The 16806-nt window shown below is 72.5% G+C and carries 18 protein-coding genes, 1 tRNA gene and 1 other RNA gene; 11 read left to right on the plus strand and 9 right to left on the minus strand.

The genetic code is table 11. From position 1 onward, the window contains the following. Nucleotides 1-76 precede the first annotated feature (76 nt). Nucleotides 77-928 carry a DUF1684 domain-containing protein gene (locus NL142_RS08505; RefSeq protein WP_435078800.1) on the plus strand — a complete coding sequence of 284 codons (852 nt, stop codon included), beginning with the start codon at nucleotides 77-79 and terminating at the stop codon, nucleotides 926-928. A gap of 1 nt (nucleotide 929) precedes the next feature. Here the strand turns inward: NL142_RS08505 and NL142_RS08510 are convergent, their stop codons facing one another. After that, on the minus strand, nucleotides 930-1532 hold the full coding sequence (locus tag NL142_RS08510) for a helix-turn-helix transcriptional regulator (protein WP_435078802.1): 603 nt from the start codon (nucleotides 1530-1532) through the stop codon (nucleotides 930-932). A gap of 262 nt (nucleotides 1533-1794) precedes the next feature. On the opposite strand from NL142_RS08510, the gene NL142_RS08515 reads away from it, so the two are divergent. Continuing rightward, complete coding sequence (locus NL142_RS08515) at nucleotides 1795-2313, plus strand: DUF3145 domain-containing protein (RefSeq protein WP_012038303.1); 519 nt, start codon at nucleotides 1795-1797, stop codon at nucleotides 2311-2313. A 91-nt stretch (nucleotides 2314-2404) separates the two neighbouring features. On the opposite strand, the gene NL142_RS08520 is transcribed toward NL142_RS08515, so the two are convergent. The 6 genes from NL142_RS08520 to aceE all read right to left on the minus strand — a co-directional run bounded on the left by NL142_RS08520 (nucleotide 2405) and on the right by aceE (nucleotide 10104). Then, nucleotides 2405-3646, minus strand: a complete 1242-nt coding sequence (locus NL142_RS08520) for a beta-ketoacyl-[acyl-carrier-protein] synthase family protein (RefSeq protein ID WP_116055441.1) — start codon at nucleotides 3644-3646, stop codon at nucleotides 2405-2407. Between the two features lie 79 nt (nucleotides 3647-3725). Beyond that, the gene (locus NL142_RS08525; RefSeq protein ID WP_012038305.1) at nucleotides 3726-3974 is read right to left on the minus strand and encodes an acyl carrier protein; all 249 of its coding nucleotides are present in this window, start codon (nucleotides 3972-3974) and stop codon (nucleotides 3726-3728) included. Between the two features lie 53 nt (nucleotides 3975-4027). After that, the gene (locus NL142_RS08530; protein ID WP_194682565.1) at nucleotides 4028-5041 is read right to left on the minus strand and encodes a beta-ketoacyl-ACP synthase III; all 1014 of its coding nucleotides are present in this window, start codon (nucleotides 5039-5041) and stop codon (nucleotides 4028-4030) included. Between the two features lie 30 nt (nucleotides 5042-5071). Next, on the minus strand, nucleotides 5072-5992 hold the full coding sequence (locus tag NL142_RS08535; RefSeq protein ID WP_435078805.1) for an ACP S-malonyltransferase: 921 nt from the start codon (nucleotides 5990-5992) through the stop codon (nucleotides 5072-5074). 94 nt (nucleotides 5993-6086) lie between these two features. Beyond that, nucleotides 6087-7361 (minus strand): PucR family transcriptional regulator, encoded by a 1275-nt coding sequence (locus NL142_RS08540; protein ID WP_043586891.1) that lies wholly within the window; start codon nucleotides 7359-7361, stop codon nucleotides 6087-6089. A gap of 16 nt (nucleotides 7362-7377) precedes the next feature. After that, the gene (gene aceE / locus NL142_RS08545; protein WP_435078808.1) at nucleotides 7378-10104 is read right to left on the minus strand and encodes a pyruvate dehydrogenase (acetyl-transferring), homodimeric type; all 2727 of its coding nucleotides are present in this window, start codon (nucleotides 10102-10104) and stop codon (nucleotides 7378-7380) included. Between the two features lie 240 nt (nucleotides 10105-10344). Between aceE and NL142_RS08550 the strand changes: the two genes are divergently transcribed. Next, entirely contained in the window at nucleotides 10345-10818 is a 474-nt protein-coding gene (locus tag NL142_RS08550; RefSeq protein WP_012038310.1) for a peroxiredoxin, read from the plus strand. Nucleotides 10819-10846: 28 nt separating this feature from the next. Here NL142_RS08550 and NL142_RS08555 read toward each other — a convergent pair whose 3' ends face one another. Then, entirely contained in the window at nucleotides 10847-11536 is a 690-nt protein-coding gene (locus NL142_RS08555; RefSeq protein WP_435078811.1) for a hypothetical protein, read from the minus strand. A gap of 92 nt (nucleotides 11537-11628) precedes the next feature. Here NL142_RS08555 and NL142_RS08560 point away from each other — a divergent pair. Further along, nucleotides 11629-11701 (plus strand) — tRNA-Val (locus tag NL142_RS08560). Between the two features lie 41 nt (nucleotides 11702-11742). On the opposite strand, the gene NL142_RS08565 is transcribed toward NL142_RS08560, so the two are convergent. Continuing rightward, nucleotides 11743-12336: a TetR/AcrR family transcriptional regulator C-terminal domain-containing protein gene (locus NL142_RS08565; RefSeq protein ID WP_435078813.1), complete on the minus strand. Its 594-nt coding sequence runs from the start codon at nucleotides 12334-12336 to the stop codon at nucleotides 11743-11745. A 77-nt stretch (nucleotides 12337-12413) separates the two neighbouring features. Between NL142_RS08565 and NL142_RS08570 the strand changes: the two genes are divergently transcribed. From NL142_RS08570 to rnpB, 7 genes are all read left to right on the plus strand, one after another. After that, a complete protein-coding gene (locus tag NL142_RS08570) occupies nucleotides 12414-13055 on the plus strand; it encodes a biotin transporter BioY (protein WP_435078815.1) in 642 nt (213 codons plus the stop codon). Continuing rightward, on the plus strand, nucleotides 13052-13756 hold the full coding sequence (locus NL142_RS08575) for an energy-coupling factor ABC transporter ATP-binding protein (RefSeq protein WP_435078817.1): 705 nt from the start codon (nucleotides 13052-13054) through the stop codon (nucleotides 13754-13756). Before NL142_RS08570 ends, NL142_RS08575 begins: the two co-directional genes overlap by 4 nt. Then, on the plus strand, nucleotides 13753-14364 hold the full coding sequence (locus tag NL142_RS08580; protein WP_435078819.1) for a CbiQ family ECF transporter T component: 612 nt from the start codon (nucleotides 13753-13755) through the stop codon (nucleotides 14362-14364). Before NL142_RS08575 ends, NL142_RS08580 begins: the two co-directional genes overlap by 4 nt. Nucleotides 14365-14449: 85 nt before the next feature. Then, complete coding sequence (locus NL142_RS08585; RefSeq protein WP_435078821.1) at nucleotides 14450-14641, plus strand: hypothetical protein; 192 nt, start codon at nucleotides 14450-14452, stop codon at nucleotides 14639-14641. A gap of 52 nt (nucleotides 14642-14693) precedes the next feature. Next, entirely contained in the window at nucleotides 14694-15521 is an 828-nt protein-coding gene (locus NL142_RS08590; protein WP_435078823.1) for a Nif3-like dinuclear metal center hexameric protein, read from the plus strand. Nucleotides 15522-15610: 89 nt separating this feature from the next. Beyond that, nucleotides 15611-16345: a zinc ribbon domain-containing protein gene (locus NL142_RS08595; protein ID WP_435078825.1), complete on the plus strand. Its 735-nt coding sequence runs from the start codon at nucleotides 15611-15613 to the stop codon at nucleotides 16343-16345. A 43-nt stretch (nucleotides 16346-16388) separates the two neighbouring features. Beyond that, an RNA gene (rnpB, locus tag NL142_RS08600) (RNase P RNA component class A) lies at nucleotides 16389-16770 on the plus strand. Nucleotides 16771-16806 lie beyond the last annotated feature (36 nt).

The following is a 16806-nucleotide window of genomic DNA, read 5'->3' on the forward strand; positions in this document are numbered from 1 at the left end:
GTGCGACACGGGGAACCCCGCCCGCCTGACGCGCTCCCGACTTGGTCGGCGCCCTGCTGGCCGCGAGGATGGGTCCATGACCGATCCCGCCACCGCCGCCCCCGCTCCCACCGACCCGGCGGAGGTGCTCGCCGTCTACCGCTCGCGACGCGAGCAGATGGTGGTCCTGCCCCAGGGCAACCTGGCCCTCGTCAACACGCAGTGGATCTCCCACGACGCCGCACCGCAGCCCGTCTACGGGATCCCCGGCACCTGGTCGCCGCTCGAGCCCGGCGTCTCCGGCCTGCGGGTGCGCGCGACCGCGGCGGACGGCCTGCGCGTCGACGGCGTCCTCGTCGACGGCGAGGCCATCGTGCGCGGCCGCGACGACCCGCAGCCGTCCTCCGTCGTCGCCAGCGACACCGTGTCGGCGTTCGTCATCGCGAGCGAGGAGGGGACGTACGCGCTCCGCGTCTGGGACGCGCAGTCCGACGCGATCCGCGACTTCGGCGGCATCGACGCCTTCCCCTACTCCGAGGAGTGGGTCGTCACGGCCGACTTCACGCCCATCGAGGGCGGCCGCGCGATGGGCTTCGAGCACCTCAAGGACGACGGCGCCACCAAGGACAAGGTCGTGCCCGGCGAGATCACGTTCACCAAGGACGGGGTCGACTACTCGCTGGCCGCCTTCCGCGAGGGCCGCGCGCTCCTGCTGGTCTTTTCGGACGCCACGAGCGGCGAGTCCACGTACGGCGTGGGCCGCTTCCTCATGGTCGCGCCGTCGCCTGACGGCACGATCACGCTCGACTTCAACCGCGCCTACCTGCCCCCGTGCGCCTTCAGCTACAACTTCAACTGCCCGATGCCGCCCAAGCAGAACCGATTCGCCGTGCCCATCGAGGCGGGGGAGAAGAACGTGCTCGCGAAGGGCGGCGGCCTCCTGCACTAGGTCAGTGCGCGGATCCGCCCGGGTGGCGCGCGGGACGTCCTCGGCGGGGCGCCGCGGCCAGCCCGGCGGGTCGCGCGCCCGTCGCGCGCGCGTCCCCGATGCGGCGCTCGGCCGCGTCGAGGAACGTCAGCCGGGCGGCCACCTGCGCCTCCTGCGCATCCACCGCGAGCAGGCGCGCGATCGCGACCTCGCCGACGTCCGCCTCGAGCTCCGAGCGGATCCGCGCGAGCTCGGCCGCTTCGGTCAGCGAGCCCTCCCGCTGGGCCCGCACGACCTCGAGGGCGTCGCCCGAGGGGAGCGAGAGCGCGAGCGCGACCTTCACCGGCAGCTCGTCGCGAGCCCCGACGGGGCCGACGGGCGAGGCCAGCCACGCCTCGACCTCCGCGTCCCCGGCCCGGGTGATCGTGTAGGGCACGTGACCCGCCTCGTCCGTGGCGCCCTTGACGACCATGCCGTCGCGCTCCAGCCGGTCGAGGGTGTTGTAGATCTGGCCGACGTTGAGGGGCGCTGAGGTGCCCGTCCGTCGTGAGAACTCGGTACGCAGCTGGTAGCCGTAGCAGGTGCCCTCCGTGAGGATCGCGAGGAGCGCGTGCCGCACCGACATCCCCGCCCCTTCTCCCGGCCACGGCGGGCCGACACCTGGAGCATAGGCATTCCCGGCATGCATCGCGGTCGGACCCGCCGCATCCGCGGAAGCGCGCGCGAACCCGCTGCGGCGCGTCGTCACCCGCATGTTGCCCGCGCACAGGATCACCCGCCATGATGGGATCCGTCGGCGCTCGCGCCGGCCGCACCGGCAGGTGTGGAGCTCGTCCATCGCACGCAGATCGTTGGGGAAGACGCATCTGATCGGATGGAGGAGACCCATGGAAGCACCCGTCGCCAACTCAAGACCGGCTCGAGGAGTGCTCTACGTGCACTCCTCCCCTCGCGCGCTCTGCCCCCATGTCGAATGGGCCGCCGGTCGTGCACTCGGTCACGCCGTGAACTTCACGTGGGACCCGCAGCCGGTGCTGAAGGGCGCCATGCGCGCGGAGTACTACTGGGAGGGCCCGGAGGGATCCGGCGCCGCCATCGCCAGCGGCCTCCGCGGTTGGGAGCACCTCCGCTACGAGGTCACCGAGGACGCCGGACCCGGCCGCGACGGCGGACGCTGGATGCACACTCCCGACCTCGGCGTCTTCTTCGCCCAGACCGACACGGCAGGCAACACCGTCATCCCCGAGGACCGCATCCGCTACGCCCTCGACGTCGCGGGATCCAACACGCTGGAGCTCCACCGCGAGCTCCGCCTCGCCATGGGCCAGGCCTGGGACGACGAGCTGGAGGCGTTCCGCCACGCGAGCGACTTCAGCCCGGTCGTCTGGCTGCACAAGGTCGGCTGACCCGCACCCCACTGGGCGCGCGGCTCCTCCCCGCCGGCCCCACGACGAGAGGCCCCGACCATCCGGTCGGGGCCTCTCGTCGCGTGTGCCGCTAGACGCTGCGGAACGCGATGACCGCGTTGTGCCCGCCGAAGCCGAACGAGTTGCTGATCGCGAGCAGGTCGCCGTCGCCCAGCGACCGGGGCGACGTCACCACGTCGAGCGGGATGTCGGGGTCCTGCTCCGTGAGGTTGATCGTCGGGGGAGCGGTGCGCTCCGCGAGCGCCTTCACGGTGAAGACCGCCTCGATGGCGCCCGCCCCGCCGAGGAGGTGGCCCGTCGACGCCTTCGTGGCGCTCACCGGGATCCCGTGCACGGCGTCGCCGAACACCCGCTCGAGGGCCTTGTACTCGGCGATGTCGCCGACGGGCGTGCTCGTCGCGTGCACGTTGATGTGCGAGACGTCGGATCGCGAGTAGCCCGCGCCCTCGATGCTCTGGATCATGGCGCGCGCGGCGGCCGTGCCCTCGGGGTCCGGGGCCGTGATGTGGAACGCGTCGCTCGTGACGGCGCCGCCCACGAGCTCGGCGTAGATGCGGGCGCCGCGTGCCTTCGCGTGCTCCTCGGTCTCGAGGACGAGGGCGGCGCCGCCCTCGCCGAGCACGAAGCCGTCGCGCGCGATGTCGTAGGGACGCGACGCGCGCGTGGGGTCGTCATTCCTCTTGGAGAGCGCCTGCATCGCGGCGAACGACGCGATGGGCAGCGGGTGGATGGAGGCCTCGGATCCGCCGGCGACGATGATGTCCGCGCGGCCGGCCTGGAGGTGCTCGTAGGCGCTCGCGATGGACTCGGTGCTGGAGGCGCACGCGGAGACGACGGTCTGGATGCCGGCGCGCGCGCCGAGGTCCATGCCGACCGCGGCCGCGGGGCCGTTGGGCATGAGCATCGGGACCGTCATGGGGAGGACCCGGCGGGGGCCCTTCTCGCGGAGGGTGTCCCAGGCGTCGAGGAGCGTCCACACTCCGCCGATGCCGGTCGCCCAGTCCACGGCGAAGCGCAGCGGGTCGACCTCGGGGGAGCCGGCGTCGGCCCACGCCTCACGCGCGGCCGTGAGCGCGAACTGGCTCGACGGGTCTAGGCGCTTGGTCTCGATGCGCTGCATGACCTCGGAGGACGGCACCTTGGCCTGCCCGGCGAAGGTGACGGGTATCTCCCACTTGGCGACCCAGTCCTGCTCGAGGGTGCTGATGCCAGACTCGCCGCGGAGGAGCGCCTGCCAGGTGTCCTCGGCGGTGCCGCCGAGCGGAGACGTCGCGCCGATGCCGGTGACGACGATCTTCTTGGGGGTGGTCATGCGTGGCGTCTCCTCGACGTCGGGAACAGGGGAGGGAGATGGCCGGCCCCGTGATCGGGACCGGCCATGCTCCGCGCGGTCAGGACTGCGCGTTGGTGATGAACGTGACCGCGTCGCCGACGGTCTTGAGGTTCTTGACTTCCTCGTCGGGGATCTTGACGTCGAACTTCTCCTCGGCGTTGACGACGATCGTCATCATCGAGATCGAGTCGATGTCCAGGTCGTCGGTGAACGACTTGTCCATCTCGACGGTGTCGGTGGCGATCCCGGTCTCGTCGTTGACGAGCTCGGCCAGGCCGGCCAGGACTTCTTCGGTGGACAGTGCCATGTGTATCTCCTCGTGGTTCGTGATGACCGGAACAGCTTATGGGGCGGTGGGGCTCAGGGCAGGACGACGACCTGCGCGCCGAAGACGAGTCCTGCGCCGAAGCCGATCTGCAGGGCGAGGCCGCCGGAGAGCGACGGGTCCTCCTCGAGCAGGCGGTGGGTGGCGAGCGGGATCGACGCGGCGGAGGTGTTGCCCGTGGTGGCGATGTCGCGCGCGATGGCGACGGACTCGGGGAGGCCGAGCTGCTTCGCAAACTCGTCGACGATGCGCATGTTGGCCTGGTGGGGGATGAAGGCGGCGAGCTGCTCGGGGGTGACGCCCGCGCGGTCGAGCGCCTCCTTGGCGACCTTGACCATCTCCCAGACCGCCCAGCGGAAGACCTTCTGGCCGTCCTGGCGGAGCGTGGGCCACGCGGATCCGTCGCGCATGCTCTTCAGGGTGCCGGTCATGCCGACCGCGTCCCAGTTGGAGCCGTCCGAGCCCCACACGGTCGGCGAGATGCCGGGGGTGTCGCTCGGGCCGACGATCGCGGCGCCCGCGCCGTCGCCGAGCAGGAACGAGATGGAGCGGTCGGTGGGGTCGACGATGTCGGACAGCTTCTCCGCGCCGACCACGAGGACGTACTCCGCGAGGCCCGACCGGATGAAGGAGTCGGCCTGCGCGATGCCGTAGGTGTACCCGGCGCAGGCGGCCGAGATGTCGTATGCGGGAGCCGGGTTCGCGCCGATGCGGTCGGCCAGGAGCGCGGCCATCGACGGCGTCTGCACCGTGTTGCTCACGGTGCTGACGAGGACGATGCCGATCTGCTCCGGACGGATGCCGGCCTTCGCTATCGCCTCGAGCGACGCCGTGGTCGCGAGGTCGACCGCGTCGACGTCGGCGCCCGCGCGCTTGCGGGTGATGATGCCGGTGCGCTGGCGGATCCACTCGTCGGAGGAGTCGATCGGGCCGACGAGGTCGTCGTTCGGCACGTCGAGCTCGCCGCGGGCGGCGCCGAGGCCCCAGATGCGGGTGAAGCGCTCGACCACGGGCGCGGTCCGGATGGTGGGGCGGGGCTGGTCGGTCATGGGTGCCTGTTCGGTGTCGGTGAGGCGGGATCAGGCGTGCGCGTCGAGCATGTCGATCGCCGCCGGGAGGTCGTCGGGTGTGGAGAGCGCGAGCGTCGGGAGGCCCTTGAGGCCGCGCTTGGCCAGGCCGGTCAGCGCACCGGCGGGGGCGACCTCGATGAGGCCGGTGACGCCCGCGGCGGCGAAGGCCTCCATGCAGAGGTCCCAGCGCACGGGGCTCGCGACCTGGCCCACGATGAGATCGAGGTACGCGGCGCCGGACCCGACGCGGCTGCCGTCGCGGTTGGTCCAGACGGGGAAGCGCGGGTCGCGGGGCGCGAGCGGCGCCACGGCGGCGCGCAGCGCGTCGACCGCGGGCGCCATGTGGTGCGTATGGAACGCGCCGGCGACCTGGAGCGGGATGACCCGCGTCCCACGGAGCGGCTCGGCCTGCAACGCGGCCAGGGCGTCGGGCGCTCCGGCGACGACGATCTGGCCCCCGCCGTTGAAGTTGGCGGGCTCGAGGTCGAGCTCGGCGAGCCGCGCGAGGACTGCGTCCTGGTCTCCGCCCACGACGGCGCTCATCCCCGTGCGGGTGATCGCAGCGGCCTCCGCCATCGCGTCGCCGCGGGTGCGCACGACGCGCATGGCCTCGTCGTCAGTGAGGATGCCGGCGCCCGCGGCCGCCGTGATCTCGCCGACCGAGTGGCCAGCGATGCCGGCTACGTAGGCGTCACGGCCGTCGGCGAGGAGAGCGTGCAGGGCGACGATGCCGGCGGCCACGATGAGCGGCTGCGCGACGGCGGTGTCGCGGATGGTGTCGGCATCCGACGTCGTGCCGTGGGTCACGAGGTCGAGGCCCGCCGCGTCGCCCAGCTCGCCCAGCCGGCGCGCGTGCTCGGGGTGCTCGAGCCAGGACGAGAGGAAGCCGGGCTTCTGGGAGCCCTGGCCCGGGCAGACGACGATGATCATCCGTCCATCCTCCCGTCCGCCGCGAGGTGCATCGGAGTCGACATCCGACAGAGGATCCGCCTCGACATTGTGCCGATGCCACACGCCGCGTGCGTCAACGCGCCGCCTGGCGCTTGGGGCGGGCGCGACCCGACCCCTGCTGCTTGGGGACGGTCGTGCCCGCCTCGGCGATGCTGCCGATGATGAGCGCGGCCTGCAGGATGAGCGCCTCGCGCGCGCCCGTGGCATCCCACCCGATCACGTCGGAGACGCGCTTGAGGCGGTAGCGGACGGTGTTGGGGTGCACGAACAGCTCCCGCGCGGTCGCCTCGAGGGAGCGGCCGGTGTCGAGGTAGCACCAGAGCGTCGCGAGCAGCTCGGTGGAGTGCGCCTGCAGCGGCTTGTATATCCGATTGATGAGGGTGGAGCGCGCGAGCGGGTCGCCGGCCAGGGCACGCTCCGGGAGCAGGTCGTCGGCGAGCGTCGGCCGCGGGGCGTTCCGCCACGACCGCGCGACGGCGAAGCCCGCCAGGGCCGCCCGGGCGCTCCGCGATGCCTCGACGAGGCTGGGGACCTCGTGGCCGAGCACGAGGTGGCCCGCCCCGAACCCGGGCTCGAGCTGCGTCGCGATCTCGAGGAAGGAGACCGGGGGTGCCTCCGGCGCGGCGGCCTCCGGGTCGACCACCGCGGGGGACGCGCGTCCGATGACGAGGACGAGCCTGCTGCCCTGCACGCCGATGAGCACGTCGGCCTCCAGGTGCCGCGCGGTGCGACGCAGCTGATCGACGTCGAGCACCGCGGGCGCCGTGCCCACGAGGACGGAGACCTCCCCGTGGCCGTGCCAACCGAGCGCGGCGATGCGCGACGGCAGCTCGTCGTCGTACTCGCCGGACAGGATGCTGTCGACGACGAGCGCCTCGAGCCGGGCGTCCCAGAGCCCGCGGGCCTCCGCGGCACGTGCGTAGACGTCGGCGGCCGCGAAGGCGATCTCCCGCGAGTACAGCAGGATCGCGTCGCGCACCGTGCGGTGGCGGTCGCGGACGCGGTCCTCGACGACCTCGACCGTGACGCGGATGAGCTGCAGCGTCTGCTGCAGGCTCACCGAACGGAGCAGCTCGCGGGGCGCGGCCCCGAACACGTCCGCCGCGATCCACGGGGTGGAGTCGGGGTCGTCGTACCAGTGGATGAACGAGGTGATGCCGGCCTGCGCGACGAGCCCCACGGCGGACCGCCGCCCCGGCGGCATGTCGCCGTACCAGGGCAGCGTGTCCTCCAGCCGCTTCAGCGTCGCGCTCGCGAGCTCGCCCGACAGGGACCGGAGCCACGTCAGCGTCTCCGCCTTCGTCTCCCCGGTCTCCACGTCGGTGTCGTGCCGGTCGCTCGGTGTCACGTCAGGTCGGCGCAGCTCACGCCTCGCCGCCCGCCGATCCGGTCGTGCCGGCGTTCACATCCAGCAGGCGGTACTTGTCGATCGCCCACTTCGGCGCGTCCTGGTCGACCTTGCCCTGCTTCGCGAGCCGCTGCAGCGTCTTCACGACCATCGACGGACCGTCGATCGCGAAGAAGCGGCGGGCGGCCGGACGGGTGTCCGAGAAGCCGAAGCCGTCTGCGCCGAGCGTCGAGTAGTCGCCGGGGACGAACTGGCGGATCTGGTCGGGGACCGCGTGCGAGAAGTCGGTGACCGCGACGAACGGGCCCTCGGCATGACGCAGCTTCTCCTCCAGGTACGGGACCCGGGTCTCGGAGTGCGGGTGGAGCATGTTGTGCTCCTCGGCGGCGAGGCCGTCGCGGCGCAGCTCGCCCCACGAGGTCACGGACCACACGTCGGCGGACACGCCCCAGTCGTCGGCCAGCAGCTGCTGCGCCTCGAGGGCCCACGGGACGGCCACGCCGGACGCCATGAGCTGCGCCTTGGGTCCGTCGACCCAGCCGTCCTTGAGCTTGTAGACGCCGCGGACGATGCCGTCCACGTCCACGCCCTCGGGCTCGCTCGGGTGGATGATCGGCTCGTTGTACACCGTGAGGTAGTACATGACGTTCGGGTCCTCGTGCTCCCCGCCGTACATGCGCTCGAGGCCGGACCGCACGATGTGCCCGATCTCGTAGGCGTACGCCGGGTCGTAGGACACGATGGCCGGGTTCGTCTGCGACAGGACGAGCGAGTGGCCGTCGGCGTGCTGTAGCCCCTCGCCCGTGAGCGTGGTGCGTCCCGCGGTGGCGCCGATGAGGAAGCCGCGCGCCATCTGGTCACCGGCCGCCCAGATCGCGTCGCCCGTGCGCTGGAACCCGAACATCGAGTAGAAGACGTAGATCGGGATGAGCGGCTCGCCCTGCGTCGAGTACGTGGTGCCGAGGTTCGTGAACGCCGCCAGGGCACCCGCCTCGTTGATGCCCACGTGCACGATCTGGCCCTGCGGGCTCTCCTTGTAGGACAGGAGCAGCTCGCGGTCGACCGACGTGTAGTGCTGGCCGTTCGGGTTGTAGATCTTCGCCGTCGGGAAGAAGGCGTCGATGCCGAACGTGCGGGCCTCGTCCGGGATGATCGGGACGACGCGGTTGCCGAAGTCCTTGGAGCGGATGAGGTCCTTCAGGAGCCGGACGAACGCCATGGTCGTGGCGATCTCCTGGGTGCCCGATCCCTTCTTGGAGATGCGGTACGCGGAGTCGTCCGGAAGCGTGATCGCGGTGTGCTTCGTGCGTCGCTCGGGCGAGTACCCGCCGAGCGCGCGGCGGCGCTCCTGCATGTACTGGATCGCCTCGTCGTCCTGGCCGGGGTGGTAGTACGGCGGCAGGTACGGGTTCTCCTCGAGCTGGGCGTCCGTGATCGGCACGCGCATCTCGTCGCGGAACTGCTTGAGGTTGTCGAGCGTGAGCTTCTTCATCTGGTGGGTCGCGTTGCGGCCCTCGAAGCTCGGGCCGAGCCCGTAGCCCTTGACGGTCTTCGCGAGGATCACCGTGGGCTGGCCCGTGTGCTCGCTCGCCGCCTTGAAGGCCGCGTACACCTTGCGGTAGTCGTGGCCGCCGCGCTTGAGGTTCCAGATCTGGTCGTCGGTGTAGCCCTCGACGAGCTTCGCGGTGCGCTCGTCGCGGCCGAAGAAGTTCTCGCGGATGTAGGCGCCGCTCTCCGCCTTGTAGGTCTGGTAGTCGCCGTCCGGCGTGCGGTTCATCAGGTCGAGGAGCGCGCCCTCGGTGTCGCGGGCGAGGAGGTCGTCCCACTCGCGGCCCCAGACCACCTTGATGACGTTCCAGCCGGCGCCGCGGAAGAAGCTCTCGAGCTCCTGGATGATCTTGCCGTTGCCGCGGACGGGGCCGTCGAGGCGCTGCAGGTTGCAGTTGATGACGAAGTTCAGGTTGTCGAGCTTCTCGTTCGCCGCCACCTGGAGCTGGCCGCGGCTCTCCACCTCGTCCATCTCGCCGTCGCCCAGGAACGCCCAGACCTGCTGGTCGGACGCGTCCTTGATGCCGCGGTTGGTGAGGTACTTGTTCGCCTGCGCCTGGTAGATCGCGTTGATGGGACCGAGGCCCATCGAGACCGTGGGGAACTGCCAGAACTCCGGCATGAGACGCGGGTGCGGGTAGGAGGAAAGCCCTCCGCCCGAGTGGCTCTTCTCCTGGCGGAAGCCGTCGAGCTGGTGCTCGCTCAGACGTCCCTCGAGGAAGGCGCGCGCGTAGGTGCCGGGGGATGCGTGGCCCTGGACGAACACCTGGTCGCCGCCGCCGGGGTGATCCTGGCCGCGGAAGAAGTGGTTGTAGCCGACCTCGTAGAGCGCGGCCGAGGACGCGTAGGTGGCGATGTGCCCGCCGACCGCGATGCCGGGACGCTGGGCCCGGTGCACCGTGACGGCCGCGTTCCAGCGGATCCATGCGCGGTAGCGGCGCTCGAGGTCCTCGTCACCGGGGAAGTCGGGCTCGTTCTCCGGCGCGATGGTGTTGATGTAGTCCGTGGTCGGGACCATCGGCACACCCAGGTGCAGCTCCTTGGAGCGCTTCAGGAGGCTGAGCATGACGTCGCGCGCGCGACCCCGGCCCTGCGTCTCCACGAGCCCGTCGAGCGACTCGTTCCATTCGGCGGTCTCTTCCGGATCCTGGTCGGTGTGGTTCACCGAGTACGGATCCTGGTCGTTGACAGTCACCCTCGACCTCTTCCTGTGGTGTGCAGACATCGTCTTCGGTGCCACGGGGCTCGAAGGGTGCGAGACCGCGCGTACGCCGAGGGCCAGCCTACCCATGACGGCCGACGGTCACGGACGGTGGGCGGCGCGTCCCGCCGGCCCGCCCTGACCGCGTAGCGCTGGACTTCGCGGATCCCGGGCGTAGTGTGGATCCTCGTGCCAGACAGGGGACATCTGCCGGCACGGAAGGATCCGCACCCCATGGCCCTGGCCAACGACACACAGGCTCCCGACTTCGAGCTCGCCAACCAGTTCGGCGAGCGCGTCCGGTTGAGCGAGTACCGCGGACACCGCGCGGTCGCCCTCGTCTTCTTCCCCCTCGCCTTCTCCGGCACGTGCACCGGCGAGATGTGCCAGCTGGAGGAAAACCTCGGCCTCTTCGCCGACAGCCGCGTGGAGCTCATCGGCATCAGCGTCGACAGCAAGCACACCCTGCGCGCGTGGGCGCAGCAGCAGGGCATCGACTTCCAGCTCCTCGCCGACTTCTGGCCGCACGGCCAGGTGGCCAAGGAGTACGGCGTGTTCCTCGAGGAGAAGGGCTTCGCCAACCGGGCGACCTTCCTCATCGACACGCGCGGCATCATCCGCGGCAGCTTCATCACGGCGCCGGGCGAGGCGCGCGAGCTCGAGGCGTACCGCACCGCGATCCGCGACCTGGCGCTCGTCCCGGCCTGATCCGGCGAGGTCGCGCCGGCCGCGGTCGTCAGCTCAGGATGTTCACCGCGCGGGCGATGACGAGCGCGAGGATCACGAAGCCGGCGAACGCCTCCAGCGCCATGAGCGCCTTGGCGCCATGCGACAGCGGCATGACGTCCGTGGGGCTGTACGCCATCGAGTTCGTCAGCGAGAAGTACGCGTAGTCGACGAATCCCGGGACCCAGTCGGCGTGCTCCGACGACCGGCGGGCGACCTCGGACACGGCGCCGGAGTCCTCGTCCTGCGGGAAGCGGAAGTCGGCGGGCGCGAGCACGGCGCGCGCGTGGGTCCGCCGCGCGACCGGCCCGCCGCGATCGAGCTCCCAGTAGACGAGCGCGAACGCGAGCACGTTGGTCCCCCACACCTGCAGGGCCGTGAGCAGCAGCTCCGGTCCCGCCTCCGAGGCATCGACCAGCGCGACGACCAGGACGACGAGGCTGACCTGGTTGGCGACCACCAGCAGGCCGCCGAGCCCGACCCCGAGACCGCGGGACCACGGGGTCTCCCGGGTGAACCGCCGCGGGTTGAGCGCGACCAGCGGCACGAGCAGGGCGACGGCGATCGCCACCACCGCGACGCGGACGCCGGTCGGGACCGCGGTCGGCGCGATCGCGTAGAGGACGACGGCGACGACGAGCCCGACGGCGGCGGGCCAGCGCGGCTCCGCGACCGTCCGGCGGGAGGGGTGGATGGGCACGGGGGAGAGGCTACGGCCCGCGCCCGCGGCACGGCCGGGACGCGCCGATGCGGTCGGCTAGCATGGCGGGGCGCTCGACGACCGGGCGTTGAGGGCCTTTAGCTCAGTTGGTAGAGCGCCACGTTTACACCGTGGATGTCGTCGGTTCGAGCCCGGCAGGGCCCACCGCGCGCACGCTGCGCCGCCGAGCGCCCCGCGGCGGGAGGTCAGACGCGGGTCGCGAGGCCCCGCACCAGCAGGTCGATCCCGAAGGCGAAGTCACGGGCGGGATCCTCGTCGCGTGCGTGGCCGGGCAGCAGGCCGAGCAGATCGAGCTGGATGCGCTGCTGCTCGTGCGCCACGTGGCCGAGCACGAAGTGCAGGAGCGCCGATGCCGCGCGTGCGCAGTCGGCCTCCCCGAACCCGCCTGCCGCGACGGCCGCCGACAGCGAGCGGCGCGCCGCCGTCGCGCCGAGCCCCATCGCGGTGGTGCTGGCCACGACCTCGGCGCCGTCGCGATGGGCGAGGAGCGCCGCGCGGAGGACCGCAGCGGCGTGCCGGACCCCTTCCTGCCAGTCGGTGCGCCGATCAGCCGCGTTCTCGGTCTCGGCCTCGGCCTCGGCGACGATGCGGTCCGCCAGCTCGGCGAGGAGGCTCTGCTTGTCCGGGAAGTGCCAGTAGAGGGCGCTCGGCTGCACGTCGAGGGCGGCGCCGAGCCGGCGCATCGTGAAGTCCGGGAGGCCGTGCTCGTCGAGGATCCGGAGGGCCATGCGGGCGACGTCGTCACGGCTGTGCCGCCCTGCCGCATGCGCCCGCACCATGGCCCCCACTATAGTGAACGCCGTTCAGGTGAACATCGTTCAGGTCGATGACCGTCGCGTCACGCAGGAGGTAGCCCATGACCCCGTCCCGCTCCCTGCCCCTCGGGGCCGACCGTCGTGCGCGCCTGGACGCCACCGACCTCGCGCGGGTCGCCGTGCTCGCCGCGGTCGTCGCGGTGCTCGGCCTGCCGGGGAGCATCAGCGTGATCGGGGGCGTCCCCATCACCGCGCAGACGCTGGGCGTGATGCTCGCGGGCGCCGTGCTCGGGGCCCGGCTGGGCGCGCTCGCCCTCACCGTCCTCCTCGCGCTCGTCGCGGTGGGGCTGCCGCTCCTCTCCGGCGGGACCGGCGGCCTCGGCGTCTTCCTCGGCCCCTCCGCCGGCTACCTCGTGGGCTGGATCCTCGGGGCCGCAGCTGTCGGGTGCATCGTCCACCTCGGCGGCAGGCGGCCTACCGCGGTGCGCACCGCCGTGGCCATGCTGGTCGGCGGGATCGTCGTCATCTACGCGGTCGGGATCCCCGTGCAGAGCCTCGTGACGCGCCTGCCGCTGACCGAGACCGCGTACACCAGCCTCTTCTTCCTCCCGGGCGACCTGATCAAGGCGGCCGTCGCCACCGCCATCGTGATGACCCTGGTGCGCGGCTACCCGCGCGCGTTCCGACGCGCCTCGGGCTGGACCACGGCCCCGCGGGACGTCGACGCGACGACGGCCCCGTGACCCCGCCGGAGTGCGCGGACCCCGCGGCCCTGCGTCTCACCGACGTCGGCGTGCGCCTCGGCGACGTCGACGCCCTCCGGGACGTCTCGCTCGACATGGACGCGCGCACGCTCGCCGTGATCGGCGAGAACGGCTCGGGCAAGAGCACCTTCGCCCGGCTGGCGGGGGGCCTCGTCGCGCGCACGGCGGGGGAGCTGCGGGTGCTGGGCGTCGATCCCGACCGCGGATCCCGCGAGCTGAGGCGACGCGTGGCCCTGGTCTTCAGCAATCCGGACGCCCAGATCGTCATGCCCACCGTCGCCGAGGACGTCGCGTTCTCGCTGCGTCCCGAGCGCCTGTCGCGCGCCGAGTCGGATGCACGCGTCGCCGAGTGCCTCCGCCGATTCGGCATCCAGCACCTCGCCGACCGCTCGTCGCACGAGCTCTCCGGCGGCCAGAAGCAGCTGCTCGCGCTCGCGGGGGCATTCGTCCGGCGTCCCGAGCTCGTCATCGCCGACGAGCCGACGGCGTACCTCGACGCCAGGAACGCCCGCCGGGTCGCGGACCACCTCTTCGAGGACGGCCACCGGCTCGTCCTCGTCACCCACGACCTCGCCGCGGCCGCCCGGTGCGATGCCGCCGTCCTGTTCGCCGGCGGCCGGCTCGTCCGCACGGGCGCGCCCGAGGACGTCATCGCCGAGTACGAGGCGACGCTCGGGTGACGCCCGTCGAGCCACGACGTCCCGGGCGCCTCGAGCGCATGCCGGCGGGGCCGGAGCTGATGGCGCTCCTGGCCGTCGTGCTCGGGGTCTCGCTCCTGCCGTCCACCTGGTGGGCCGCAGGCACCGCGATCGCCGTGGCGGTCCTCGCCTACGCCGTCGCGCAGCTGGGCGACGGCCTCCTGGGCCTGCGCCGGCTCGCCGGCCAGGTGCGGTCCGTGCGCTGGGTGATGCTGTTCACCCTCGTCAGCCAGCTCGTGCTGCTCGGGCCGGAGCCTGCGGTGGCGAACACCGCCCGCGTCACGGCGGCGATCGCCATCGCCGGTCTGCTCGTCCTCACGACCTCGATGACCGCGCTCCTCGACAGCATCGAGCGCGGCCTGCGTCCGCTCCGGAGGTTCGGCGTCGACACGGAGCGGATGTCCCTGCTCCTGACGCTGACGGCCGGCACCGTCCCGGTCCTCGGCCGCCTGGCCGCCGACGTCCGCGAGGCGCAGCGGGCGCGCGGAGCGCGGCCCGGCCTCCGGACCTTCGTCGTGCCCTTCCTCGTGCTCGCCCTGAAGCACGCGGATCAGCTCGGCGATGCGCTCACCGCGCGCGGCGTCAGGTGACGGCCGAGGCGGGTGCGCCCCGATCGCGATGTCCACGGGCCGCGCGGGCCGGGTCGCCGCGGGCGTGTCGCGCTAGCATCCACCCATGAGCTCCGACACGGCCGACGACGCCGCCGCCTGGTCGGTGGTCGACGCCGCGACGCACGGGTCCAGCGCCCATCGCGGATCCGCCCAGCGGAGCCTCTGGCCGCTGGAGCCGCTCGTGCCGTCACCCGGAGTCGCGCCCGACGCGGCGCGCGACGACGGACGGACCCGCCGCAGCTCGCGCCGAGCCTGATGCGCGGGCGCCCGGTGACGGGCCGCGGTCGCCCCTTCGTTACGATGGCCAGGTGATCCCCACCCTCGCCGACGTCGTCCGTGTCGTCGAGGACGCGTGGCCGCCCGCCGGCGCATCGGACTGGGACGCCTCGGGGCTCGTCTCGGGGGACCCGCGTGGACGGGTCCGCCGCATCCACCTCGCCGTCGACGCCGTGCGCGCGACGGTGGACGAGGCTGTCGCCGCCGACGCCGACCTGCTGCTCGTCCACCACCCCCTGCTCCTCCGCGGTGTCACCACGATCGCCGAGACCGGCTACAAGGGCGCGCTCCTCTCCGACCTGATCCGCGCCGGCTGCGCCCTGCACGCCGCGCACACCACCGCAGACGTCGTCGAGGACGGCACCTCGGGACGGCTCGCGGCGCTCCTCGGCCTGGTGCCGGAGACCATCCGTCCGATCGACGCCGCCCCGGGCGGCGTGCGCGGCATCGGCCGCGTCGGCGACCTGCCCGCACCGACGACGCTCGGCCGCCTCGCGGGGGAGCTCGCCCGCATCCTCCCGCCCACGGCGACGGGGATCCGCGTCGCCGGACCCTATGACGCGCCCGTCACCCGCGTGGCCCTCTGCGGCGGAGCGGGGGACTCGTTGCTCGGCGCCCCCGACGTGGTGGCCGCAGACGTCTACATCACCTCGGACCTGCGCCACCACCCGGCCAGCGAGGCGCGGGAGTCGGCCGCCCTCCGCGGCGGCACGCCGTACCTCATCGACACCTCCCACTGGGCGAGCGAGTGGCTGTGGCTCGACCAGGCCGCGGACACGCTGCGTTCGGCGCTCCCGGACGTGGAGGTCACAGTCAGCGACGTCCGCACCGACCCCTGGGACTTCGCCGTCACGCAGTGACCGCCCGCCGCGCGGTCGGGCCCGCGCATCCACGACACGCACCGCGTGCCCGCCTCCCGCAGGCGGAGCCGCACCACGAGAGGGAGAGCATGAAAGCCGATCCGAGCATCCAGAAGGAGCTCCTCGACCTGCAGGAGATCGACACCAGGCTCACGCACCTCACGCGGCAGCTGGCGCAGCTCCCGCAGCTGAAGGAGATCGACGCGCTGCAGCGGGAGATGGAGCTCGTGCGTCGCCGGCTGGGCGAGCGGACGGGCGTGGTGGAGGACGCCCAGACGGAGCTCTCGCGCATCGAGTCCGACGTGGCGGTCGTGCAGGCGCGGATGGACCGCGACCGCACCCGCATCGAGGCGGGCGGCAGCTCGAAGGACGTCCAGGCGCTGGAGCGCGAGCTCGAGTCGCTGCTGCGTCGCCGCGACACCCTCGAGGAGGTCGAGCTCGACGTGATGCAGCGGCTCGAGGAGGCGCAGGCCGCTCAGGCCGAGGTCGTCGTCGAACGCGACGCCCTCGCCGAGCGCCTCGCCGCAGTGGAGGCGGAGCGCGATGCCGCGGCCGTCGAGCTGCGCGCCCAGGCCGAGCAGGCGCGGAGGGACCGCGACGCCCTCGCCACGCGCTTCCCCGAGGATCTCCTCGCGCTCTACGAGAAGCAGCGCGCCAGATACGGCGTGGGCGCCGCGATGCTGCACCGCGGCATCTCCCTCGGCAGCAACATCGCGCTGCACCAGAGCGACCTGGACGCGCTCCGCAAGCGCGCGCCCGACGACGTCGTCATCGATCCCGAGAGCAACGCCATCCTCGTGCGGACGGACGAGTCCGGGCTCTAGCGGGAGGCCGGCGCACCGACAGCCCTAGACTCGTCCCCGCGGATGGGTCGGCAAGACGGTCGCGCCGCGGAGGAACCCGAGAGGGGGAGACCGCGTCGAGGAACGTCCGGGCTCCGTAGAGCAGGGCGGTGGGTAACACCCACCCGGGGCGACCCGCGAGACAGTGCAACAGAGAGCAGACCGCCCGTCGCGCGAGCGGCGGGTGAGGGTGAAACGGCGGTGTAAGAGACCACCAGCGGCCCGAGTGATCGGGTCGGCTATGCAAACCTCGCCCGGAGCAAGGTCGAACAGGGGACGCACAGGCTGCTCGTCCAGTCCCCGGGTAGACCGCTGGAGGGCTGCGGTGACGCAGCTCCGAGATAGATGGCCGTCCATGGTGCCGCGAGGCACCGGGACAGAACCCGGCGTATCAGCCGGCCCATCCGCACCCCGCACGACGAAGCGGCCGGATCCCCTCGGGA

The sequence above is a fragment of the Clavibacter quasicaliforniensis genome, from assembly GCF_051201715.1.
Taxonomy (GTDB): Bacteria; Actinomycetota; Actinomycetes; order Actinomycetales; family Microbacteriaceae; genus Clavibacter; species Clavibacter seminis.